A 23,121-nucleotide genomic window follows, 5' to 3' on the forward strand; every position below is an offset into this window, starting at 1 on the left:
CGCTCAGGTTCTATCGCTCATCTCCGAGCAGATGATGAACTTATCGAGTCAGTTTACGGTGAATGACACGGTGCGGTTTTGCCGCTTCAGGGCCGAGACGTTCAACTTTATTAGCTTCATACGACTCGAAGTTACCTTCGTACCAATACCAGTTATCTGGGTTTTCGTCGGTGCCTTCCCAAGCAAGGATATGGGTTGCTACTCGGTCGAGGAACCAACGGTCGTGGGATACGACAACGGCACAGCCGGGGAATTCAAGCAACGCATTTTCAAGGGATGCAAGAGTTTCTACGTCGAGGTCGTTTGTTGGTTCGTCCAAGAGCAGAAGGTTTCCGCCTTGTTTAAGGGTTAGTGCCAAGTTGAGTCGGTTACGCTCACCGCCAGATAGCACTCCGGCTTTCTTTTGTTGGTCTGGGCCTTTAAAACCGAAAGCGGAGACGTAGGCGCGAGAAGGCATCTCTACTTGACCTACTTGAATGTAGTCGAGTCCGTCAGAGACAACTTCCCAGAGTGTTTTTTCAGGGTCGATATTTGCACGGTTCTGGTCGACGTATGAGATTTTGACGGTTTCACCAATTTTAAGTTCTCCACCGTCTAGTTCTTCAAGTCCAACGATAGTTTTGAAGAGTGTTGATTTACCCACACCGTTAGGTCCGATAACACCAACGATGCCGTTACGTGGCAAGCTGAAGGACAGTCCATTAATCAAAGAACGTCCATCAAACCCTTTTTGAAGGTTTTCAGCTTCAATGACGACGTTACCAAGACGTGGTCCTGGAGGAATCTGAATCTCTTCGAAATCAAGTTTACGGGTCTTTTCAGCTTCAGCTGCCATCTCCTCGTATCGTGCAAGACGAGCTTTAGACTTTGCTTGACGTCCTTTGGTGTTAGAACGAACCCAGTCGAGTTCATCGTTGAGGCGCTTCGCTAATTTTGCGTCTTTTTTACCCTGAACTTCTAGGCGGGCGCGTTTCTTCTCGAGGTAGGTGGAGTAGTTTCCCTCATACGGGTAGAGGTTTCCACGGTCAACTTCAGCAATCCATTCTGCAACATGGTCGAGGAAGTAGCGGTCGTGTGTTACAGCGATAACGGCACCTTCGTAGGATTGTAGGTGTTGTTCGAGCCAAAGCACAGATTCTGCGTCGAGGTGGTTCGTGGGCTCATCGAGGAGGAGAAGATCGGGTTTTTCTAGTAGCAATTTGCACAATGCGACACGACGACGTTCACCACCGGAGAGTTTTGTTACGGGTGAGTCTGCTGGTGGGCATCGGAGAGCGTCCATCGCTTGTTCAAGTTGGGAGTCGAGATCCCATGCATTTGCCGCGTCGATTGCTTCTTGCAGTTTGCCCATTTCTTCCATGAGCGCATCGAAATCTGCATCGGGGTTTGCCATTTCTTCTGAAATGGCGTTGTATCGGTCAAGTTTTTCTTTAATCTCGCCGACGCCCTCTTCAACGTTACCAAGAACGGTTTTTTCTTCGTTCAGAGGTGGCTCCTGTAGAAGGATTCCTACAGTGTATTCGGGAGATAGGCGGGCTTCACCATTAGATGGTGTGTCCAGCCCTGCCATGATTTTGAGGATGGTTGATTTTCCAGCGCCGTTAGGTCCAACCATACCGATTTTAGCGCCGGGGAAAAATGACATAGAGACGTCATTGAGGATGACTTTGTCGCCCACTGTTTTGCGGGCTTTGCTCATCGTATAAATAAATTCTGCCATGGTCTCTAGGCTACCGTATTCGGGTTTTTCTTGCTGTTCTTTAGTGTCAGTGTGTGGAATGTTGTTGGATTGTTTTATTCCACAACCTTATGATTGGGCGTCAGGTGATGAGTTATTATACGGGACTGCCCCAGATAGAGTGCGTTCTATCTGGGGCAGTTTTAGTGATGTTATTTTAGTAGCCCGATTCTTCAATTTCGGGCAGGTCAACTACTTCAAAGCTCAGTGTTCCTTCAGCTCGTGAGACCGTGGTATTCGGATCTCGTGGAGAACGTTTTGCTGCCCACGCTTGGAAGCTTTCTTCATCGGCCCAGCGAGTAATGACGAAGTAATGTTCTTGACCTTCACCGGTCGGGCGCAACAACTCAAAACCTTCAAAACCGGGCTCTTGGTCTACTGAGTGTTTACGTTGCGCAAACCGTTTTTCGAGTTCAGCAAAGTTTCCGTCTTTAACAGCGAGTTTGTTAATTTTTAGGATGGTCATAAGAGCTCTCTTTCTTCGTTGTTGAGCTACTTCCAGTATATGCTTGGTGACAGATATTACCTACAGGTTTTTTGACTTAAAGGCACTTTCTTTTTGCTCCCTTATGAATCTGGATGTATCATACAGAAAGGTCGTTTTTGACCTTATCGCCTCAGTAGCTCAGTGGATAGAGCAGGAGCCTTCTAATCTCTTGGTCGGGGGTTCGACTCCCTCCTGGGGCACATATAAGAGGCCTTGCAATACTTAGTATTGCAAGGCCTCTTTGTATTATCACACTGTTTTAGGTCACCAGTTGATAAGAGACAGGTTGACATCTCTTTCTCAGAACTCGACGTGTTGCAGGATCAACGAAGACTAAGTAACAGGCGTATCCGAAGGAAACGATAACGGCAAGGAGCCTTCCCATATTTGTGTCAAAATCTTTGAGGTAGGGTGATACATCTAATTGGTCGCTGACGGCATAAATCATAAAAAATAGCGTGGTAATGAAGTAGAAGTCCAATTGCCAATTAGTTTTGATGCCAGTAATGGCGAAAAAGGGTATGACCCACAGCAAGTACCATGATTGAATCATAGGCGAGAAGACTACAACGAGCCCCAACGATATTCCTGCTCGTCGCACAACGTTATTGCTCGCTCCTCGAAACATCACGATAACGGCGCTTCCCATACCGATGTATTTGCTGATACTGCCGATAAGATCTTTGACAAAATCTGCAGCTTCTGAAGAGGAGAAAAAGGCAACAATAGATGAAACAACTACCATGAGGAATCCCATCGGTGAATACCAAATGTATTGACCTCCAGTAGTTGAGAGTGCGCCAATCCAACCAAAGCCAAAGCCGCTCAGTAGCCCCATGACGGTAAGTTCTGCAAGGGAGATAGCACCAACGTAGAACCATGTGGTGAAGATTCTTATCCACGAGGCATCTTTACCAGCCCACAGCAACCCGATAAATGGTAGGAGCACGAGAGCAATAGGTTTAATGGCAATAGCTAAGGTCACTAGTGTTGCCCCAATAATACCGCCACAATAGTTGCGATCTTTTGTGGCGTAGTAGAACCCTGCTAAAGCGATACCTGTCATCAGGGCATCATTATGCGCAGCAGTCACAAACTGGGCAATAAATAATGGGTTTGCAACCACGAGCCATAACGCTCGAGTGGAGTTGAATCCCTGTAAAAACGCAGTTTTAGGCACATAGTAGGCGATTAATCCGACCCCAAAAACCGCGATGAGTCTGAAAAGAATGATACCTAAATCAATATTTGAGCCAGCAATTCTGACAACAAGTTCTTCAATCCATAAGAAGAGCGTTCCATAAGGTGGTGGTGATTGCGCCCAGAGAGGGTCTGCCCCATATTGGAAGAAGTTATTGATAGTTGAGACACCGTTCTCATAGGGGTTCAGTCCAGCAAGCATGACTCGCCCTTGTGCAAAGTACGAAAAAACGTCTCGACTAAAAAGTGGGAAGGCGAATAGTTGTGGTGTTGTCCAGCAGATAATGGCGCTCCATGTCCATCGATTGGTGTTACTACCCCAGCCTCTAAGCTTTTGAGAAAGTCTGAGCCATTCTCTGCACATCATCATTCCACCAATTGCTAACAGCAAGATGCAGGCAACGATGCCTGCAACGTTATATCGCAAGGCAATAATCAGTGGTTCTCGGTTCAGAGGTGAGGCATCACTAATCCACCCAACACCAAACGAGCCTATTGTCATGAGTATGGAACCGATGGTTCCCATGATGATAGTACGCAATGGGTTTCCATAAACATAGAGTTTTTGGAGGTTGTTCCGATGTTGAGTAGGAGTAAGAGAAGGTTTTTCTGCTGTTTGATTCATAAGGTTCCTGATGCAAGGTGCCGATTATTGACGTTAATTTTACCTGTTATTTGCGGTGGGCAGTATGGGCTAGGAGTGGCGTCAGCTAATTCTTGAGAAGTTTTTAGCTAAGGTTTTCTTTTTCTGTGTCCTTGAGAGTAAATTAGAGTTTGTGTCTATTTCTAATGAACGAATTGTATGGATTGATTGTGAGATGACAGGACTGTCGTTGCAGCAGGATGCTCTCATTGAGGTAGCTGTTATTGTTACTGATGCTGAGCTAAATGTTCTTGACGATGGATTAGACGTTCTCATTAAGCCTGAGCCAGAAGCACTTGAGCAAATGAATGATTTTGTGCGGAATATGCACGAAAATTCTGGTCTTCTTGAGGAGTTAGATTCTGGAATTTCTTTGAGCGAAGCTCAGAGTCAGGTGCTTGAATATATTAAAAGATTTGTTCCGGTTGCGGGAAAAGCGCAGCTAGGTGGCAACTCTGTGGGAACAGATAAGGCTTTTTTGGTTCGAGATATGCCAGAGGTAATCGAGCATCTTCATTATCGAGTGATTGATGTGTCTACGATTAAGGAGCTTGCTCGTAGGTGGTTCCCTGCTGCTGCTTATGGTGCCCCGCAGAAGACGGGTAATCATCGCGCCTTAGGTGATATCAGGGATTCTATTAATGAGTTGAAGTATTATCGTCAGGCGGTTTTTGTTCCAGCCCCTGGCCCCGATGCGATGGCAGTTGCCAAGATTGCTCAAGAGTTTTCCTCAGAAAAACCGTAACAGTGTCAAGCATCACATGGTTTCAGTTTTGGTTTTATCGCATTAGTCGGTAAGCTATTACCTGTTGCTAAAACAAAGCACTTTATGGAGTACTTTGTATCAGTAATATATGGTGGTCGTAGCTCAGTTGGCAGAGCGCCTGGTTGTGGTCCAGGAGGTCGCGGGTTCGATCCCCGTCGATCACCCAAAGGAAGGGTCGTTATGGCATTAGCCATAACGACCCTTTTAGTATATATCGCTAATTATTTCTCGAGGATTCCATTTTAAGGAGCTTCTATGACAGTCCTTCCCATCGTTATTCACGGAAACCCTGTCCTGCACCGGAGAGCAGAACCTGTCACGGCTTTTGATGACACTCTCGCCGAACTCATTGAGAACATGTATGAGACGCAGGAGCTATCTCATGGTGTAGGGCTCGCTGCCCCCCAGGTTGGAGTAGGATTAAGACTCTTTACCTATAAATTTGATAATAATGATGGAGTCCCTCCCCTAGGCGTTGTCATCAACCCCGTACTCACTCTTGGAAAAATTTCTTCTGCAGACCCCGACCCTGACGAGGAAGAAGAAGGTTGTCTATCTTTTCCAGGGTACGGTTTCCCACTTAAAAGAGCAGATTGGGTAGGTGTTCGAGGATTAGACGCGCAAGGTCAACCTCTTGAGTTTGAAGCAACTGGATGGTTTGCTCGAGTGATGCAACACGAAACAGACCATTTAGATGGAAAGCTATACGTTAATCGCCTCAATAAAAAATGGACAGCCAGAGCTAAAAAAGTTATTAAACGTGAGGGATGGACTGTCGAGGGGAACTCATGGCTACCAGGAGTAGACCCAGACCCCTTTGGGCATTAAAAGCGCAAACCCTTTGCCTCAGTGAACAACTTGCACAAAGGGGCGAACGGGACACTCGATAAGCCGGGTTTTGTACTTGACATATTGCATGTTCAGTGGCAATTATCCATCTAGACCTAGAATTGCTCCTAGGCTCAAGCAGCTTACCCGAGCACTTCAGCGCACTACTTACTACGTACTCTATTTAGCCTTGCTCCGAATGGGGTTTACCAAGCTGTTATAGTCACCTATAACACTGGTGGTCTCTTACACCACCTTTTCACCCTGACCTAGAATCTAGGCGGTCTATTTTCTGTGGCACTTTCCTGCAAGTTACCTTGAGTCGACGTTATCGACCATTCTGTGCTGTGGAGCCCGGACTTTCCTCGTGATGATTCACCACGCAATTGCCTGAGCATCCCGTTCGTGTTTCGATTCTACTACACTTAGAGCATGCTTATTTTATTTCCACCCTCTGAAGGCAAAACAGCTCAAAGCACACATCAAACTGTCGACTTAGCAGATTTGAGTTTTCCTGAGCTTACTCAGTCACGGGAGGAGTTGATGCATCAGCTCCAGATTGTCAGCGCTGCTGAAGATGCTTTGACTCAGTTAAAGGTGGGAGCTTCTTTAGCCAAAGAGGTCGAGCGTAATACCAGATTATTCCAAGAACCTGCAGCACAAGCCTCTGATGTTTATAGTGGTGTGTTATTCGAGGCCTTTGATTTTGCTTCTCTAGATCAGCAGGCGCAAGAGCGTGCAATTAATTCTGTTGTCATTATTTCGGCGCTTTGGGGCGCTGTTCGACTTTCTGACGTTATTCCTGCATACCGGTTATCTATGGGGGTGAAACTTGGTGAGGTTGGAGACCTTGCAAAGTATTGGAGAGGTGAGCTCTCGCCAGTTTTAGACCGCCATTATTCAGGCGAGTTAGTTATTGATTGTCGTTCTGCTGCATATGCGAAGGCTTACCCAGCACCGTTAGAGCGAACCCTCAGCGTCCGTGTTGAGAAGGTCCTCGAGAATGACGAACGCAAGGTAGTGTCTCATATGGCGAAACATTATCGAGGAGAGTTGGGGCGTTATCTTGTTCAAAAAGGTTTGACTGATATCAATGTCCCAGACGAGCTGATGAATGAATTGTCTAGGGACTGGGAAGTTGAGTTTTGCCCTGCCACAACAAAATCTGCAGGTATTCTGACTCTTGTGATTCGCTAGTTTTCATGGGGGGGTACAACACATCGAAAGAACATATCTGTTTTTACCAGACAATTTTAGTTCGAAACTATAGAATCTCCCCTTTAGTTAAGTGTAAGATAAGGCTGTCCTTATCCGACACATTTCTAAAGGTAGGCCCATTTTGCCTCACTCATTCTCATTCAAAAACTTTCAGCGTCGAGCTTGTGCGCTGAGCCTCGCAGGTGCTCTTCTTATCCCCGCAGCTGCAACAGCTTTCGCACAAGAAAACGCCCCTGCAACGGCCATCGTTGCTAGTGATACGCAAGCACAGCAAGCTGGTGCAATGCATTGGGGTATCCGACCCTCGTTCATTTCTTATGTGGGTGGTCATCACAGCATCAGCGACGATGTTACAGAAGAAAACGGTATCTATAATTTCCCTTTCAACACTGTTGAAGAAAAAGATGGCGTAACAACTATTACAGGAAGCGGCCAAGTACGTTTTGCTTCACACTGTTCTGACGCTAACGACGTAGATACCTGCGAACTAGACCTTTCCCTAGCTGAACCCCAGATTGTTCTCAACCCCGAAGGAACTTCTACTCTCAGCTTCGTCGTTCGAACCCGCAACTATCAATCAAAGCAGATTGAGGGTCCCACTCGCATTGTGATGGCAAACCTCAAACTTGACGGGGCATCTCAGTCTGAGGTTGACGGAGTTGTCACATGGGATAACATTGCAACAGAACTAACAGCAGAAGGTGCTCACGCATTCTCAAACTTCTACAATGCTGGCACTGCTTTGGCTCCCCTCAATTTCTCTTACAAAGGGAAGAGTGTTGAAGTTGCTGCGTCAGATTATTCTATTGGCAAGAGCTGGAACACCGGACTAGACTATAGCGATGTTCACCGCGCCTCACGTATTGGCAAGTACGTGGTTCACGGATATGCAGAGTATTGGGGTAGCTCTACTCCTAAGTTCACGGTGCTTAATCCAGAAACAATGGAACCTGTCTCTACACTAGAAGTTCCAACAACAAAGTCTCTTCCTTTTGCAACAGACGCTGAACGTGGCATTTTCTACGTTGTTAACGCTGAAACTCATGCGGTAGATAAGTACGTTGTTAACGATGCCGGCACCCTCGTCAATGAAGGTGTTGTCGATGGTTTAGTCGCTCCCGAAGATGAACGTGTTGCTGCCCTAGGGTATAACCCATTCAATGATTCTCTTGCGCTACTTACTGTTGATGATGCAGGTAGTGGAACTGTCCAGTTTGTAGATGCTTCTGGCGCTGTTTCCTCACATAAGCTACCTGACCCTTACGAGGTTTCTCCTGCGCTTAAAGGCGTGAAGGCATACTCTGTCAAAGACTATTACGGTGATAAGTGGACCAATAATTCACGTATCCTCGAGCCTCTAGCCGACGGTTCTTTTGTCTTTTCACCTTCAACAAATATCTATGAAGAGACAGGTAACGAATACATTCTTCGCGGGCATGTCTTGCAGTTCTCTAACGAGACAGTTCCTGTTCGAGAAGTAGCTGAAGCTCAACCTGCAGAAGGTTTGGGAACAAGCATGCGTAATATCCGCACCTCTGATGATGGAAAAACTATTTTCCGTTGGAATGGTTTCTGGGGAAGTTCTTCTCGCTGGCAGGTACTTGGTTACGAAAACGGTCAGTTCTCTGTCATTAAGCCTCTAGAAGCACCTCCTGCAGAGATTTCTTCTATCGCTTCAGTCTTCTCCGATGGTGAACGCGTTGTCGTTCTTGATGGTACTCATAGCAAAGTTATTTGGTTTGACGATAACTTTGAGCCAGTTGAAGAGCTAAGCGTTCCCCATATGGAGCGAACAGCCCAAGATAATCCATTGACTGTAGTCATGGAAAATGGCGACATCATCATGCCAACAGTTGTTCGCAATAGCAACTATGATGATGAGCAATTCTTGACTCGTCTTGTTAAGAACCAGGAAGCAGTAACTCCTGCTGAGCCATCTGAACCTGCTGAGCCATCTGAACCTGCTGAGCCTTCAGAACCTGCTGAGCCTTCAGAACCTGCTGAGCCATCTGAACCTGCTGAGCCAGCTGAACCTGCTGAGCCTTCAGAACCAGCTGAGCCATCTGAACCAGCTGAGCCTTCAGAACCAGCTGAGCCTTCAGAACCAGCAGAGCCATCTGAACCTGCAGAGCCATCTGAACCTGCAGAGCCATCTGAACCTGCAGAGCCTTCAGAACCTGCAGAGCCTTCAGAACCAGCTGAGCCTTCAGAACCAGCTGAGCCATCTGAACCTGCTGAGCCATCTGAATCTGCAGAGCCAGCTGAACCTGCTGAGCCTTCAGAACCTGCAGAGCCTTCAGAACCTGCAGAGCCTTCAGAACCTGCAGAGCCTTCAGAACCTGCAGAGCCTTCAGAACCAGCTGAGCCTTCAGAACCAGCTGAGCCTTCAGAACCAGCTGAGCCTTCAGAACCAGCTGAGCCATCAGAACCAGCTGAGCCATCAGAACCAGCTGAGCCATCTGAACCTGCAGAGCCTTCAGAACCAGCTGAGCCATCTGAACCAGCTGAGCCATCTGAACCAGCTGAGCCTTCAGAACCTGCTGAGCCATCTGAACCAGCTGAGCCTTCAGAACCTGCTGAGCCTTCAGAACCTGCTGAGCCTTCAGAACCAGCTGAGCCTTCAGAACCAGCTGAGCCATCTGAACCTGCAGAGCCATCTGAACCTGCAGAGCCTTCAGAACCTGCTGAGCCATCTGAACCTGCAGAGCCTTCAGAACCAGCTGAACCAGCTGAACCAGCTGAACCAGCTGAACCAGCTGAACCAGCTGAACCAGCTGAACCAGCTGAGCCAGCTCAACCTGTACAAACTCATGAAACAGTCCAGCAGTCTCACAAGAAACTTGCTTACACTGGTTCACATGTAACAGGTCTTGCTCTATCAGCCCTCTTTATGACTGCAGCAGGCGGAGTGCTCATTGCTCGCTCACGTCGTCAAACTCGCTCATAAAATCTAAGCGTTAAGGCATAAAAGTAAAGAGCCCTTGTTGTGATGAACATAAATGTTCATCACAACAAGGGCTCTTAAGTATCCGTTATACAGTTCTTCTAAAATGTACTTGCAGAACCAGCAACGTCACCGGTTGAAACCACAAAATCCCACGGATCAGTATTTAGCTCAGAAACATAGAAAGAGATACTATACCCCTGATTAGCTAATCTCTGCTGAAGGAGTTCTCCAGCGCCTTTCAACCAAAGACTCTCACTAGCGTAGTGAGAACAATCAATAAGGTACGGTGTGCCCCCTGATAAAGATGCACCCTCACGGAATTCTGATGCTGGATGATGCCTCAAATCAGCAGTAATGTACACATCAGCCTCATGTTTGAGAACCTCACCTAACAGAGAATCCCCAGCACCAGTACACAACGCAATTTTTTGTACTTGTGCCGTCTTCGGCCCAGCTACACGTAAACCACCTGCCGTTGCAGGAAGAAAATGAGCAATACGACAGGACAGTTCCTCTAAAGTAACAGGTTCTGATAACTCTCCCACACGGCCAATCCCCACTGAATGTTCGTGTCCATCAATATTGATATTTTGAGAGTCGCTCAGTACTTTTGCCTCGTTGATTCCTAGCAATTTCATAAAAACGTCATTCGTTCCCAGCGGAGAAGAATCAACATTTGTATGTGCTCCCAATAAAGCACATTGACCCTCGATAAGAGTCTGTAAGACTTCTCCTTTATACGTATCATCCGCTATAAAATGCACAGGTCGTAACAGCAAAGGATGATGAGTGATCAACACATCTGCTTTACGCTGTACAGCTTCTTGAGCCACAGCAACAGTAGCATCTACAGCAAGCCCAATAGAACGAACCGGTTGTTTCAACCTTCCCGTAATGAGGCCGCTAGCATCCCAACTTTCAGATAGTTGAGGAGGAAAAATCTCATGAAAAGTACGAACCACATGTTCTAGCGAAGGTATTTTTTGCTCTGTCATATCTTCATCGTCTCATGAGTTCCTCTGATGCCGAAATAACGTCCCTAAGAAACCTCAGAATCATATTTCTGTCTCCGGCGCTACACTAGAGTGTAAGCATTCGATTTAAGGTGGTAACTTTGCAAACTCTCGTTCTTGGTGGCGGTTGTTTCTGGTGTTTAGAAGCAGTTTTAAGAAATTTCCGAGGAATTACCGATTGCGTTGTTGGATACACAGGCGGAGAATTGCCTTCTCCCACATATCCTCAAGTATGTGACGGGAATACTGGGCATATTGAAGTAGTCAAAGTACATTTTGACCCTCAGATAATTCCAGCAGATATTATCCTTGATATTTTCATGGCTTCTCATAACCCAACCAGTTGGGATCAGCAAGGAGCAGATGTTGGTTCACAATACCGTTCTGCGCTATTTTATTCGACAGATGAAGAATATCAGCTAATAAGTCAGGCTATCCAACGGGCACAAGGCTTCTGGGATTTACCTATCGTCACAGTTGTTGAACCCTTAGGAGTCTTTTGGGAGGCAGAAGACTACCATCAAAATTATTATGCGAAGAACCCAGAACAAGGGTATTGCTCAGCCGTTATTAATCCAAAAGTATCTAAAGCTCGACAAGCATTTTCCTTATATCTCAAAGACCAATAATAACGTTACGATATGTTTCATAGTTGATATAAATCTATGAGTCACCCCGTAAAGTGATACATACGTGATAGAACTTCTCAAGAAAATCAGAAGAGGACCTATGTCGAAGATATACCAGAACGTTACAGAAATTATTGGTGGCACTCCCCTCATCAAACTTAACCGTCTTGATGCAGATTTACCAGGCAATGTTGCTGTCAAACTCGAATTCTATAACCCTGCAAATTCTGTAAAAGACCGTATCGGCAAAGCAATTATTGATGCTGCAGAAAAATCTGGGCAACTGCAACCTGGCGGTACCATTGTTGAAGGTACTTCTGGTAATACAGGTATTGCTCTGGCAATGGTTGGTGCAGCTCGCGGGTACAAGGTTATCCTCACCATGCCAGAGACCATGTCTAATGAACGCCGCGTTATGCTTCGTGCCTATGGTGCAGAAATTATTTTGACACCTGGTGCTGACGGTATGCGTGGAGCGGTGGAAAAAGCTCAAGAAATTGTTGAACAAACAGAGAACGCAATTCTTGCTTCGCAGTTCTCAAATAGCGCTAATCCTGAAATTCATTACAATACAACCGGCCCTGAAATTTGGGAAGACACCGCAGGAAAAGTCGATATCTTTGTTGCTGGAGTTGGAACAGGAGGAACTGTCTCTGGTACAGGAAAGTTTCTGAAAGAGAAGAACCCCAATATTCAGGTTGTAGCTGTTGAACCAGAAGATTCTGCACTCTTATCCGGTGGTACTGCTGGACCTCATAAGATTCAAGGTCTTGGAGCGAACTTTGTTCCTGATACTCTAAACCGCGATATTTATGACCGAGTTGTTCCGGTAAGCACTCACAATGCAGTTTCTACATCACGAGCGCTTGGAACACAAGAAGGCATTCTTGGTGGTATCTCTGCTGGTGCAGCTGTCTGGGCGGCGTTAGAAGAGGCGAAAAAATCTGAAAACCAAGATAAGCTTATTGTTGCTGTAGTTCCAGACTTTGGTGAACGCTATATCTCCACCATCTTATATGAGGACATCCGTAGCTAATATAAAGCTCCTCTAAAATAGCCTATCTGCAGGGAATCATATGTTTGGCGGTTCCCTCAGGTAGGCTATTTTTGTGGAATATCCTAAAAATATTAGTCTTGGGGAATAACCTGTTATAGTACAACAGTTGTACTGAACGTACATATTTCATCATTTCCAGGAAGACGTTCATTGAGCTTTATCAAACGGCTACAAGAAGATATACAAACAGTGCGCACACATGACCCTGCAGCACGCAATACCTTAGACATTATCCTTAACTATTCAGGGATGCACGCAGTGTGGTTTTATCGTATTGCTCATCGTCTCTGGCAAAAAGAACATACTAAGTTAGTAGCTCGTACACTTTCCCAGTTTGCACGGTTTCTTACCGGTGTTGAGATACACCCTGGTGCTACTATTGGGCGTCGTTTCTTCATTGATCACGGCATGGGCATTGTTATTGGAGAAACAACTGAAATTGGTGACGACGTGATGCTTTATCACCAAGTAACTTTAGGGGGACGTTCGTTAGAGAAGACTAAGCGTCACCCAACGATTGGTCACAGAGTCACTATTGGAGCTGGAGCAAAAGTTCTTGGCCCTATTTATATTGGTGATGATTCTGCTATTGGTGGTAATGCGGTAGTTGTTCACGACCACCCAGCAGATTCCATCATTACGGGTATTCCCGCACGTTCTAAGCCTCGTACTCCAGAGAAGAAGAAACCTTTAGTTGACCCTGTAGAGTACATTGATCCTGCTATGTGGATCTAGATACCTGTTATAGAAAAGTTAAGTTTAAATGTCTGAGGTTCCGCACCATTTGATGGTGCGGAACCTCAGACGTTTTTCAGGTTATATGCCTGAACTTCGTGAAGGTTTGATAATACCTAGTGGGTATGGGAGTCAGCTGCGTTAATCTCAGAACGGTCGCCGCTCCATAGAGTGTGCCACATGCCTTCACTGTCTACTCGGGCGTAAGTATGTGCCCCAAAGAAGTCTCGCTGCCCTTGAATGAGAGCTGCAGGTAGGCGGTCTCGTCGTAGTCCATCATAGTATGAAAGTGATGAGGCAAAGACTGGGACGGGGATGCCTAACGCCGTTGCCTTAGAGACGACCCGACGCCACGATGGAAGCAAGGACTCCATGAGAGATTTGAACCCTGGTGCCAAGAGCATGTTAACGGGCTGTTGTTCTTGAGAGTATGCTTGCATAATCTCACCAAGTAGTTCTGCACGAATAATGCAACCAGCACGCCATAAGCTAGCGATTTTATCGAGTTGAAGATCCCAGCCGTATTCTTTTCCGGCGGCAACAATTTGGTCTAGACCTTGAGCGTAAGATACCAGTTTTGATGCAAAGAGCGCTTTACGAACGTCTTCAATAAATTCAGGGTCTCCAGCAGCGATTCCTGTTGTGCTGATAAGCCCTGCAGGAAGTTCTCTCTGTGCTTCTTGACGTGCTTGAGTGTTAGAAGAAGAAAGTGCACGTGCAAAAACAGATTCTGCGATGCCAGTAACGGGTGAGCCGAGGTCTAGAGCGGCTTGAACAGTCCAACGTCCTGTTCCTTTCTGACCAGCTTCATCAACAATAACGTCAACTAGAGGTTTACCTGTCTTAGCATCAACCTGAGCTAGAACTTCAGAAGTAATTTCAATGAGGTAGGAGTTTAATTCAGTGTTATTCCATGATTTGAAAATTTCTGCTTGTTCTGCAGGTTCTACTCCCGCTACTGAGCGGAGAAGGTCATAGGCCTCTCCGATAACCTGCATATCGGCATATTCGATACCGTTATGAACCATTTTCACAAAGTGGCCGGCACCATCGGTAGAAATCCAAGAACAGCAAGGGGTCCCGTCAGGAGCTTTTGCTGCGATACTTTCAAGTAGCGGGCCGACAGATTCATAGGATTTAGCAGAACCACCAGGCATGATAGAAGGCCCGAGAAGTGCCCCTTCTTCACCGCCAGAGACACCAACACCAACAAAGTGTAGACCTTTTTCAGCAAGTTCTCGTTCACGACGCATAGTATCGGGGAAATGGGAGTTACCGCCATCAATAATAATGTCGTCTTGATCTAGGAGTGGAACAAGTTGGGCGATAACCGCATCAACAGGAGCACCTGCTTTAACCATGATGAGGATGCGACGCGGAGATTCCAAGGAGTCAACGAGTTCTTGCAAGGTTTCTGTTCTGATGAATGAACCCTCGTCACCATGTTCTTGAAGAAGTGCGTCAGTTTTTTCAACAGAGCGGTTGTGCAAAGCCACAGTATATCCGTGGCGAGCAAGGTTTCGAGCAAGATTTGCGCCCATCACAGCAAGACCTGTGACGCCGATTTGTGCCTTCTGTGCAGCATTTTTTTCAGTCATAGCTTAACTCTAAGCTCTCGACGGTGCAGATGGGTACTTATTGACTTCACTTTTTTGCAAGCGAACACTGTTACCCCTATGTCAGCACTCTACATGCACAAATTTTTGAGAGTGTTATCACTCTATCCGGTCGGTCAGTAGCACCCAGAAAGATAAGACGCACCAGAGGGCGGAGAATACTGCAAACATTGACCACATGGCCGTGTAGGTATCTTGAGTAAGAAAGTATAGGGAGATAAGAAGCCACACGAGGCTCATGATAACGGCACTGAGATGACGTGGTTTATAGGAGTTCACAGCATGTTCCTTAAGATACAAAAAAGACCCTGCTATAAGCAGAGTCTTGATTTTGTGGGTCCTACCGGGATCGAACCGATGACATCCACGGTGTAAACGTGGCGCTCTACCAGCTGAGCTAAAGACCCTTATCACTACGATTTCTTATCTCTCGCGGCGACATATAAAACTATACACAGAAAGATCCTTAGGGTGCAACTCAAAACAGCATGTTCTAGCTCACATTTACCAAAGTGTCCTTAAAACACTGTTCCACAAGCCAAAACAATCGATTCTTTAAACAAGAGCGAGGCAGGCGCTTCCTCAGCGCAACTACCTCGCTCACCAATAAAATCTAATGCCGCCTCGCAACCAAGCGCGTAGCAATCCAATCAGGCCCAACCGTAACACTAGACGTCGGGCGCAAACCAGCAATTCCGCTCAAAGGCCGAATCTCCGCCGGATTGAGATGCCCCTCTCTGCCAGGTTTAAGAGTGAGAAGCCAAACGACTCCCCCTTCATCTAGGTTCACTAACGTATCAACGAGGGCGTCACTTAAAGACAAGTCACCGAAGCGTTCTTCGCGCCACCAAACGAGAATCCCATCAACAACATCTTGATCATCCTCATCAAGAAGATCCGAGCCAATATGATCCATCAACGCATCTCGTAGATCAAAGTCCACGTCATCGTCATACCCAAATTCTTGGATGAGATCCCCATCCTTGAAACCAAGTTGGACAACTGCTTGTTCCGCAGCGGTCTTGGTCTCGTTCACTGACATCCTCCTGAAAATAAACCGGACACATATCCGTCATGCACTTATTAGAATCAGCTCAATATAGTCGAAACATATACCACCAATTCCTAAACACAACTGAACACGGCAACGAACAAATAAGCAACTAAACACGCTAATTTTCGCCACATTTCTTAGAATCAAGCAACGATGTGACTTAAACTACCCAGCGTTTTAGTGGAAGTATCCCCCCACAATGGCTAAAAAACGGTGCAGGTGTGACAACATAGAAGAAGAAAGTATCAGACCTTCGAGAACTCGAGAGTCTGTGCCGAGGAAGGCAGGAACTGTGCTAACAGTTCACACGCCACACCCTATAAACATCAACAAAGAGAGGTTGACTAGTGGGACCCTCCAATACAAACGACCATGTCTTAAGCGCACTCACCAATAGCTTCAAAGACACCGACGCCGAAGAGACAGCCGAGTGGCTAGAATCTTTCGACGAACTGGTAGAAACCCAAGGCACTGAACGTGCACAGTTCATCGTTCGCTCTCTATTGCAGCGAGCAGGCAGCCGCAGTGTCGAGGTGCCAATGGTCACTACTACTGACTACATCAACACCATCCCCGTTGACCAAGAGCCTGAATACCCTGGCGACGAACAGATGGAACGCCGATACCGCGCATACCTACGCTGGAACGCAGCAATCATGGTTCAGCGCGCACAAAAATCAACTATCGGCGTTGGCGGACACATTTCATCCTATGCTGGCATCGCAACCCTATACGAAGTTGGTCTTAACAACTTCTTCCGCGGACCAGAACACCCCGGCGGAGGCGACCAAATCTTCTGGCAGGGACACTCATCCCCTGGTAACTACGCGCGAGCATTCCTCGAAGGACGCATCACCGAAGAGCACCTCGACGGATTCCGCCAAGAAAAAACCAAGGGCGATAAAGGTATCCCTTCATACCCACACCCCCGTTGCATGCCAGAATTCTGGCAGTTCCCAACCGTTTCACTCGGTCTAGGCCCTATCAACGCTATCTGGCAGGCACAGTTTAACCACTACCTCCACGACCGCGGCATCAAAGACACCTCAGAACAGCATGTCTGGGCATTCCTCGGTGACGGCGAACTCGACGAAGTTGAATCACGTGGCGCACTACAGGTTGCGGCAAACAACAAGTTGGACAACCTCACCTTCGTTGTCAACTGTAACCTCCAGCGTCTTGACGGCCCTGTGCGCGGTAACGGAAAGATTATCCAAGAGCTTGAGTCCTTCTTCCGTGGCGCAGGCTGGCATGTCATCAAAGTTATTTGGGGTCGTGAGTGGGATTCACTCCTCCAAAAAGATAAGAGTGGTGAACTCGTTCGCATTATGAACGAAACCCTCGACGGTGACTACCAGACCTATAAGGCAGAAGACGGTGGCTTCGTTCGTGAGCACTTCTTCGGCAAGACACCCGAAACCAAAGAACTCGTTGCTGATATGACCGACGATGAGATCTGGGCACTCAAGCGAGGCGCACACGATTATCAGAAGGTCTACTCCGCATACAAGGCCGCTTTGGAGACCAAGGGTAAGCCCACCGTTATTTTGGCTCAGGGCATTAAGGGATACGGTCTCGGTACTCACTTTGAAGGCCGTAACGCAACCCACCAGATGAAGAAGCTCACGATGGAAGATCTCAAAGCTTTCCGTGACCACCTTCGCATCCCCATCTCTGATGAAGAACTTGAAAAAGATCTTTACAACCCTCCTTACTACCACCCTGGTATGGACGCCCCCGAAATTCAGTACATGCTCAAGCGTCGCCAAGAGCTAGGCGGTTTCTTGCCAGCACGTCGCCAGATTCAGCCAGAGATTGAACTCCCTGGTGAAAAGGCATACAAGGGCGCCAAGAAGGGCTCCGGTAAGCAGATGGCTGCTTCCACCATGGCTTTTGTTCGCTTGATGAAAGACCTCATGCGCGAAAAAGACTTTGGTAAGCGCATCGTGCCGATTGTTCCTGATGAGGCACGTACCTTTGGTATGGATTCTTTCTTCCCCTCTGCAAAGATTTACAACCCCTTGGGTCAGAACTATCTTGCAGTAGACCGTGAGCTTATGCTTGCATACAAGGAATCTCCTGCCGGTCAGATTCAGCACGTTGGCATTAACGAAGCCGGCGGCGTTGCTGCATTGACAGCGGCGGGCTCCTCATATGACACCCATGGTGTTCCTATGGTTCCGATTTACATCTACTACTCGATGTTCGGTTTCCAGCGCACTGGTGACGCATTCTGGGCAGCAGCTGACCAGCTTGTTCGTGGCTTTATCGTCGGCGGTACGGCAGGTCGTACGACCCTTACCGGTGAGGGCCTACAGCACATGGACGGACAGTCACCTATCTTGGCGTCACAGAACCCATCTGTGATTCATTATGACCCAGCATATGGCTACGAAATTGCACACATCGTTGAGCGCGGTATCGAGCATATGTACGGTCAAAAAGATGAAGACCATGACGTCATGTACTACCTCACCGTCTACAACGAACCCATTATTCAGCCTGCAGAGCCTGAGAATGTTGACGTTGAAGGCATCATCGGTGGTATCTACCGAGTCAAAGAAAGCCAGCTTGAAGGACCTCGAGCGCAACTACTAGCTTCTGGTGTTGGCGTTCCTTGGGCGATGAAAGCATCTGAGCTTTTGGCTGAAGACTGGGGAGTTTCTGCGGACGTTTGGTCTGTCACTTCTTGGACTAACCTCCGCCGTGATGGTATCGAAGCAGAGCGTGAAGCTTTCCTCAGCGGAAAAGAACCTCGCGTACCATTCGTTGCACAGCAGCTTGATGGTGCGACTGGCCCTATTGTTGCAGTGTCTGACTACAACTCTGATTTGATGGATGGCATTCGCCAGTATGTTCCTAACGACTTTGCAACTCTAGGAACAGACGGCTTCGGTTTCTCTGATACCCGTGCTGGCGCACGTCGTTTCTTCAACGTTGACGCAGAGTCCATTGTTGTACGCACACTACAAATGCTTGCAAAGCGTGGAGAAGTTCCTGCAGAAGCTCCAGCTCAGGCCTTTGCTAAGTATCAGCTCGACGTTAATGCCCCAGCAACGCTGGCACAAAACGCTGAGTAACAGTGAACAGGTGTTAAAGGTTCATTTCTTTGAGACCTTAGTTCATTAGTCAAGGCGGGCTGTTCTCTATCGTGTTCAGGTAGAGAACAGCCCGCCTTTTATCATTTTTATCTCTGACATCGTTCTTTATGAGCTTCCTTCGCCATGACCTTTCAAAGGCTTTAGTTGAACGGTGAGTCTAAAGAGCTTAAAAAATATCCATCAGAATACGAAATATCTTGCTTTTATACAGGTAATAGGCACTCTTTTGTTCATATAACATGGGTAGGATTTTGATGAGAGCGTGTTGAACATTTTCTTGTATCAACACAGATTTTTAGAGGAAGGGACTCCATGATTGCAGTTCTCTGCCCCGGACAGGGCTCACAAAAACCAGGCTTTCTTCAACCATGGCTAGAACTTCCTGGTGTGCAAAACCATCTTGAGAAACTTTCTGACGCTGCAGAACTCGACCTCATCCATTACGGAACGGTCGCTGACGAACAAACCATTAAAGATACTGCTATCGCCCAGCCTCTTATTGTTGCTGCTGGCATTATTGCTGGCACACGTTACCTAGAAGCCACATCTAACCTTCAAAAAAATATCGTTTTTGCAGGTCACTCCGTTGGAGAGATTACAGCTGCAACCCTCAGCGGCGTTCTGACAGAAGAAGAAGCAATGGCTTTTACTCGAGTACGCGCGCAAGGTATGGCTCAGGCTGCCGCCGAAGAAAAAACAGGCATGGCAGCGGTTCTCGGCTCAGACGAGAAAAGCATCACTGAAGCCATTAAGGAAGCATCATTGTATGTTGCTAATATGAACGGTGCCGGACAAATCGTTGCCGCTGGTGCAGAAGAGCATCTGCAAAATTTAGCGCAGAATCCACCAGCAAAGACCCGTGTTATTACGCTCAAGGTCGCCGGAGCATTCCACACCCCCTATATGGAGCCAACACAAACACCGCTCAACGAATACGCACAGACTATTAGCCCGTCAGCCCCACAAGGAATCCTTATCTCAAATTACGATGGGTCAACCTTAGACACCGGAACAGAATGTATCGAGCGTCTTATCAGACAAGTAACAGCTCCTGTTCGGTGGGATTTGTGCATGGAAACCCTTAAAAAGTGTGGTGTTCAAACAGCTGTTGAGCTGTCTCCGGCAGGAACACTTCTTGGTCTAGTACGTAGAACTATTCCTCAGGTTTCTCGCGTAACGTTGAACACCCCAGAAGAATTAAAACTATTCGTAGAGGCTTCACAGTCCTAAAGCAGCATAGGTGCAAAAACTTTTATGACAACTCTTAACCAGTACCAACCACAACAATTTTCGCGCATTCTTGGTTACGGAGCTTTTCGCCCTGACCTATCGGTACCCAATAGTGAACTTGTTGAAGCCATCGACTCTTCAGATGAATGGATTAAACAGCGCACCGGCATCTGCACACGTCAACGAGCCAGCGAAGCAATCTCAGTACAAGACATGGCTTGTGGCGCAGCAGCTGACGCTCTTAAAAATGCACAAGTCGCGGGAGAAGACATTGATACTGTTATTGTTTCAACTATTTCGCATCCTTATGCAACTCCCTCATTAGCAACTCTTGTAGCCGATAGCGTAGGTTCAAAAGCCCCCGCCTATGATATTTCAGCTGCTTGTGCAGGGTTTTGTTATGGTGTTGCACAGGCAGATGCTCTCGTCCGTTCAGGGATGACACGAAACGTCCTCGTCGTTGGTGTCGAAAAATTGACTGACTTTATCGATAACACGGACAGATCTATTTCTTTTCTCTTAGGAGATGGTGCAGGAGCAGCCGTTATCGGCCGTAGCGACATTGCAGGGATTGCGCCCACTATTTGGGGTTCAGATGGTTCCCGATGGGGAACCGTCGGAATGACACATTCCCTACTCGAATTGCGTAACCGAGATTTTGTGAAAAACCCTATACAAGAGGGCGAAAAAATTTGGCCAACCCTCCGACAGGACGGTCCATCAGTCTTCAGATGGGCAGTCTGGGAAATGGCAAAAGTTGCGCAAGAAGCAGTCAAAGCTGCAGGGATTACCCCAGAAGATTTAGGCGCTCTTATCGCTCACCAAGCAAATGAACGCATTCTCGACCAGCTCGCAAAGACTCTTAAACTTCCCGAACACGTCATCGTTGCTAAAGACATTGTCGAAGCAGGAAATACTTCTGCGGCTTCAGTTCCGTTAGCAGCTCATCGGCTTCTCTCCGAACAACCAGAGCTCTCTGGAAAGTTTGCGTTACAGATCGGCTTTGGTGCAGGTTTAGCCTTTGCAGCTCAGGTTGTTATCCTCCCCTAGCCCCCATAGTTTTCGTATGCGCTACGGTGCAGACGATGTTATTCCCTACATCAGGGAGAAAACCGCATTCATGATCACCATGATTGCCTACCAATAGTAAAAGGAGCCACCATGGCTAACACAGAAGAGATTCTCGCAGGTCTTGCAGAAATTGTTAACGAAGAAACCGGTGTTGAGGTCGCTGATGTACAACGTGAAAAGTCCTTCACCGAAGATCTCGATATCGACTCCATCTCTATGATGACCATCGTTGTCAACGCTGAAGAAAAATTCGGTGTTACTATCCCCGATGAAGAAGTACAGAACCTCGTTACCGTAGGCGATGCTGTTGATTTCATCGCGAACGCAAGCTAATTAGCTCATATCAAAAGATGGACGCGGTTCGTCCTCAGGTGATGTTCCGCGTCCGTCTTTTTCTATGAACTATCCAATTCTAGAAGAAAGTATGCACATGTCTCGAAAAATCGTGGTCACCGGTTTAGGTGCGACCACTCCCATCGGCGGAGATGTTAGCACCACTTGGAACAACGCCCTCAATGGGGTTTCGGGTATTAAACAGCTTGATAAAGATTGGGTAGAACGCTATGAACTGCCTGTCTATATTGCTGGACAAGCTGCAACAGCTCCCCTCGATTCAGGACGTTTGACGAAAGTTGAAGCAAAACGTCAAGACCCATCTGCACAATTTGCTCTTGTTGCGGCTCGAGAAGCCTGGGAGGACGCAGGCTTTAGTGCAGAGAACACAGCAGACGCCCCCGAACTTGACCCCGAACGTGTTGGAGTTGCCTTTGGTACCGGAATCGGCGGAGTCTGGACTCTTCTTGATTCTTGGGACACTCTCCGTGAAAAAGGCCCTCGTCGAGTATTGCCGTTAACCGTTCCTATGCTTATGCCTAATAGTTGCGCGGCAGCAGTTTCTATGGCGTTAAACGCTAGAGCAGCAGCACAAACAGTAGTTTCTGCGTGTGCTTCTTCGACCGAAGCGATGAGCCTTGCTATCGAAATGATTCGCAGTGGAAAAGCTGATGTTGTCATTGCCGGCGGTGCAGAAGCAGCTATTCATCCGCTTCCTTTGGCAGCTTTCGCTAAGATGCAGGCTCTTTCCACCCGCAATGATGATCCTGCTGCTGCTTCACGTCCTTATGATGTGGATCGTGATGGTTTTGTGATGGGTGAAGGTGGGGCAGCTCTGATTCTTGAATCAGAAGAACATGCCCGTGCCCGCGGAGCACGTATTTATGCTGAGCTAGCGGGAACCGGTGTTTCTGCTGATTCGTATCATATTACGTCTCCTGATCCGGAGGCTCTGGGCGCAGTCCGAGCGTTGAATCAAGCGTTAACAGACGGCAATATTGCTCCTGAACAAGTCGTTCATGTCAACGCTCATGCAACGTCTACCCCTGTAGGAGACGTTCCGGAGTCTTCTGCTTTACACCAAGTTTTTGGTGAGCATACGCAACGTATCGCAGTCTCTGCAACAAAGTCTATGACAGGGCATCTACTTGGAGCTGCTGGCGCATTAGAAGCTGTTTTGACGGTATTAGCAGTTTTCCACCGTAAGGCACCATGCACTATTAATCTTGAGCGTCAAGACCCTCAGATTAACTTAGATATTGTGACTGATGCACGTGATTTGCCAGCTGGTGAGATTACAGCTCTTTCTAATTCGTTTGGGTTTGGTGGTCATAACGCGGTAGTTGCGTTCCGATCTGTTGAGGCATAAAGTCTTCTCCTCATAAAAGTACGCCGGTTCTTTAGTAGCTGTTCTATGATGAATAGACGCTAAAGAACCGGCGTATTTTTGTACTC

Annotated in this window: 18 protein-coding genes, 3 tRNA genes and 1 other RNA gene; 14 read left to right on the forward strand and 8 right to left on the reverse strand. The window is 47.3% G+C overall.

Annotation, left to right across the window (positions count from 1 at the left end):
* Positions 1-40: 40 nt before the first annotated feature.
* A complete protein-coding gene (gene ettA, locus ACN08Z_RS05995) occupies positions 41-1,720 on the reverse strand; it encodes an energy-dependent translational throttle protein EttA (RefSeq protein ID WP_419103659.1) in 1,680 nt (559 codons plus the stop codon).
* Between the two features lie 175 nt (positions 1,721-1,895).
* Entirely contained in the window at positions 1,896-2,204 is a 309-nt protein-coding gene (locus ACN08Z_RS06000) for an antibiotic biosynthesis monooxygenase family protein (RefSeq protein ID WP_419103660.1), read from the reverse strand.
* Positions 2,205-2,352: 148 nt separating this feature from the next.
* On the opposite strand from ACN08Z_RS06000, the gene ACN08Z_RS06005 reads away from it, so the two are divergent.
* A tRNA-Arg gene (locus tag ACN08Z_RS06005) sits at positions 2,353-2,425 on the forward strand.
* A 59-nt stretch (positions 2,426-2,484) separates the two neighbouring features.
* Here ACN08Z_RS06005 and mptB read toward each other — a convergent pair.
* The gene (gene mptB, locus ACN08Z_RS06010; protein WP_419103661.1) at positions 2,485-4,050 is read right to left on the reverse strand and encodes a polyprenol phosphomannose-dependent alpha 1,6 mannosyltransferase MptB; all 1,566 of its coding nucleotides are present in this window, start codon (positions 4,048-4,050) and stop codon (positions 2,485-2,487) included.
* A 151-nt stretch (positions 4,051-4,201) separates the two neighbouring features.
* Here mptB and orn point away from each other — a divergent pair, with 151 nt between their 5' ends.
* From orn to def, 3 genes are all read left to right on the forward strand, one after another.
* The gene (gene orn, locus ACN08Z_RS06015) at positions 4,202-4,813 is read left to right on the forward strand and encodes an oligoribonuclease (protein WP_419103662.1); all 612 of its coding nucleotides are present in this window, start codon (positions 4,202-4,204) and stop codon (positions 4,811-4,813) included.
* Between the two features lie 112 nt (positions 4,814-4,925).
* A tRNA-His gene (locus tag ACN08Z_RS06020) sits at positions 4,926-4,998 on the forward strand.
* A gap of 91 nt (positions 4,999-5,089) precedes the next feature.
* The gene (gene def / locus ACN08Z_RS06025) at positions 5,090-5,662 is read left to right on the forward strand and encodes a peptide deformylase (RefSeq protein ID WP_419103663.1); all 573 of its coding nucleotides are present in this window, start codon (positions 5,090-5,092) and stop codon (positions 5,660-5,662) included.
* Positions 5,663-5,705: 43 nt separating this feature from the next.
* Here def and rnpB read toward each other — a convergent pair.
* Positions 5,706-6,064, reverse strand: an RNA gene (gene rnpB / locus ACN08Z_RS06030) — RNase P RNA component class A.
* 30 nt (positions 6,065-6,094) lie between these two features.
* Here rnpB and ACN08Z_RS06035 point away from each other — a divergent pair.
* A complete protein-coding gene (locus ACN08Z_RS06035; protein ID WP_419103664.1) occupies positions 6,095-6,859 on the forward strand; it encodes a YaaA family protein in 765 nt (254 codons plus the stop codon).
* Positions 6,860-7,001: 142 nt separating this feature from the next.
* Positions 7,002-9,827, forward strand: coding sequence for an HtaA domain-containing protein (locus ACN08Z_RS06040; protein ID WP_419103665.1), 2,826 nt, complete (start codon positions 7,002-7,004; stop codon positions 9,825-9,827).
* 98 nt (positions 9,828-9,925) lie between these two features.
* On the opposite strand, the gene ACN08Z_RS06045 is transcribed toward ACN08Z_RS06040, so the two are convergent.
* The gene (locus tag ACN08Z_RS06045) at positions 9,926-10,822 is read right to left on the reverse strand and encodes a Nif3-like dinuclear metal center hexameric protein (protein WP_419103666.1); all 897 of its coding nucleotides are present in this window, start codon (positions 10,820-10,822) and stop codon (positions 9,926-9,928) included.
* Positions 10,823-10,941: 119 nt separating this feature from the next.
* Here ACN08Z_RS06045 and msrA point away from each other — a divergent pair, with 119 nt between their 5' ends.
* The 3 genes from msrA (at position 10,942) to epsC (ending at position 13,261) form a co-directional block, all read left to right on the forward strand.
* Entirely contained in the window at positions 10,942-11,469 is a 528-nt protein-coding gene (gene msrA, locus ACN08Z_RS06050; protein WP_419103667.1) for a peptide-methionine (S)-S-oxide reductase MsrA, read from the forward strand.
* A 100-nt stretch (positions 11,470-11,569) separates the two neighbouring features.
* Positions 11,570-12,505, forward strand: a complete 936-nt coding sequence (gene cysK, locus ACN08Z_RS06055) for a cysteine synthase A (protein ID WP_419103668.1) — start codon at positions 11,570-11,572, stop codon at positions 12,503-12,505.
* A gap of 171 nt (positions 12,506-12,676) precedes the next feature.
* Positions 12,677-13,261 carry a serine O-acetyltransferase EpsC gene (epsC, locus tag ACN08Z_RS06060; RefSeq protein ID WP_419103669.1) on the forward strand — a complete coding sequence of 195 codons (585 nt, stop codon included), beginning with the start codon at positions 12,677-12,679 and terminating at the stop codon, positions 13,259-13,261.
* Between the two features lie 116 nt (positions 13,262-13,377).
* Here epsC and gndA read toward each other — a convergent pair whose 3' ends face one another.
* The 3 genes from gndA to ACN08Z_RS06075 all read right to left on the reverse strand — a co-directional run bounded on the left by gndA (position 13,378) and on the right by ACN08Z_RS06075 (position 15,913).
* A complete protein-coding gene (gene gndA, locus ACN08Z_RS06065) occupies positions 13,378-14,859 on the reverse strand; it encodes an NADP-dependent phosphogluconate dehydrogenase (RefSeq protein ID WP_419103670.1) in 1,482 nt (493 codons plus the stop codon).
* 352 nt (positions 14,860-15,211) lie between these two features.
* A tRNA-Val gene (locus ACN08Z_RS06070) sits at positions 15,212-15,284 on the reverse strand.
* Positions 15,285-15,490: 206 nt separating this feature from the next.
* Positions 15,491-15,913 carry a DUF3052 domain-containing protein gene (locus tag ACN08Z_RS06075; protein WP_419103671.1) on the reverse strand — a complete coding sequence of 141 codons (423 nt, stop codon included), beginning with the start codon at positions 15,911-15,913 and terminating at the stop codon, positions 15,491-15,493.
* A gap of 365 nt (positions 15,914-16,278) precedes the next feature.
* Between ACN08Z_RS06075 and aceE the strand changes: the two genes are divergently transcribed.
* The 5 genes from aceE (at position 16,279) to fabF (ending at position 23,035) form a co-directional block, all read left to right on the forward strand.
* Positions 16,279-19,011, forward strand: coding sequence for a pyruvate dehydrogenase (acetyl-transferring), homodimeric type (aceE, locus tag ACN08Z_RS06080; RefSeq protein ID WP_419103672.1), 2,733 nt, complete (start codon positions 16,279-16,281; stop codon positions 19,009-19,011).
* 333 nt (positions 19,012-19,344) lie between these two features.
* Entirely contained in the window at positions 19,345-20,262 is a 918-nt protein-coding gene (locus tag ACN08Z_RS06085; RefSeq protein ID WP_419103673.1) for an ACP S-malonyltransferase, read from the forward strand.
* A 24-nt stretch (positions 20,263-20,286) separates the two neighbouring features.
* Positions 20,287-21,312, forward strand: a complete 1,026-nt coding sequence (locus ACN08Z_RS06090; RefSeq protein ID WP_419103674.1) for a beta-ketoacyl-ACP synthase III — start codon at positions 20,287-20,289, stop codon at positions 21,310-21,312.
* A 111-nt stretch (positions 21,313-21,423) separates the two neighbouring features.
* Positions 21,424-21,666 carry an acyl carrier protein gene (locus tag ACN08Z_RS06095; protein WP_419101377.1) on the forward strand — a complete coding sequence of 81 codons (243 nt, stop codon included), beginning with the start codon at positions 21,424-21,426 and terminating at the stop codon, positions 21,664-21,666.
* Positions 21,667-21,763: 97 nt separating this feature from the next.
* Entirely contained in the window at positions 21,764-23,035 is a 1,272-nt protein-coding gene (gene fabF, locus ACN08Z_RS06100) for a beta-ketoacyl-ACP synthase II (RefSeq protein WP_419103675.1), read from the forward strand.
* Positions 23,036-23,121 lie beyond the last annotated feature (86 nt).

Source organism: Rothia sp. P7181, assembly GCF_048513015.1.
GTDB lineage: Bacteria > Actinomycetota > Actinomycetes > Actinomycetales > Micrococcaceae > Rothia.

Bases quoted from the DNA above. Each gene is read 5' to 3' on its own strand.
- ettA (WP_419103659.1), bottom strand. From the start codon at position 1,720: ATGGCAGAATTTATTTATACGATGAGCAAAGCCCGCAAAACAGTGGGC.
- ACN08Z_RS06000 (WP_419103660.1), bottom strand. From the start codon at position 2,204: ATGACCATCCTAAAAATTAACAAACTCGCTGTTAAAGACGGAAACTTT.
- mptB (WP_419103661.1), bottom strand. From the start codon at position 4,050: ATGAATCAAACAGCAGAAAAACCTTCTCTTACTCCTACTCAACATCGG.
- def (WP_419103663.1), top strand. From the start codon at position 5,090: ATGACAGTCCTTCCCATCGTTATTCACGGAAACCCTGTCCTGCACCGG.
- ACN08Z_RS06035 (WP_419103664.1), top strand. From the start codon at position 6,095: ATGCTTATTTTATTTCCACCCTCTGAAGGCAAAACAGCTCAAAGCACA.
- ACN08Z_RS06045 (WP_419103666.1), bottom strand. From the start codon at position 10,822: ATGACAGAGCAAAAAATACCTTCGCTAGAACATGTGGTTCGTACTTTT.
- cysK (WP_419103668.1), top strand. From the start codon at position 11,570: ATGTCGAAGATATACCAGAACGTTACAGAAATTATTGGTGGCACTCCC.
- gndA (WP_419103670.1), bottom strand. From the start codon at position 14,859: ATGACTGAAAAAAATGCTGCACAGAAGGCACAAATCGGCGTCACAGGT.
- ACN08Z_RS06085 (WP_419103673.1), top strand. From the start codon at position 19,345: ATGATTGCAGTTCTCTGCCCCGGACAGGGCTCACAAAAACCAGGCTTT.
- ACN08Z_RS06090 (WP_419103674.1), top strand. From the start codon at position 20,287: ATGACAACTCTTAACCAGTACCAACCACAACAATTTTCGCGCATTCTT.
- ACN08Z_RS06095 (WP_419101377.1), top strand. From the start codon at position 21,424: ATGGCTAACACAGAAGAGATTCTCGCAGGTCTTGCAGAAATTGTTAAC.
- fabF (WP_419103675.1), top strand. From the start codon at position 21,764: ATGTCTCGAAAAATCGTGGTCACCGGTTTAGGTGCGACCACTCCCATC.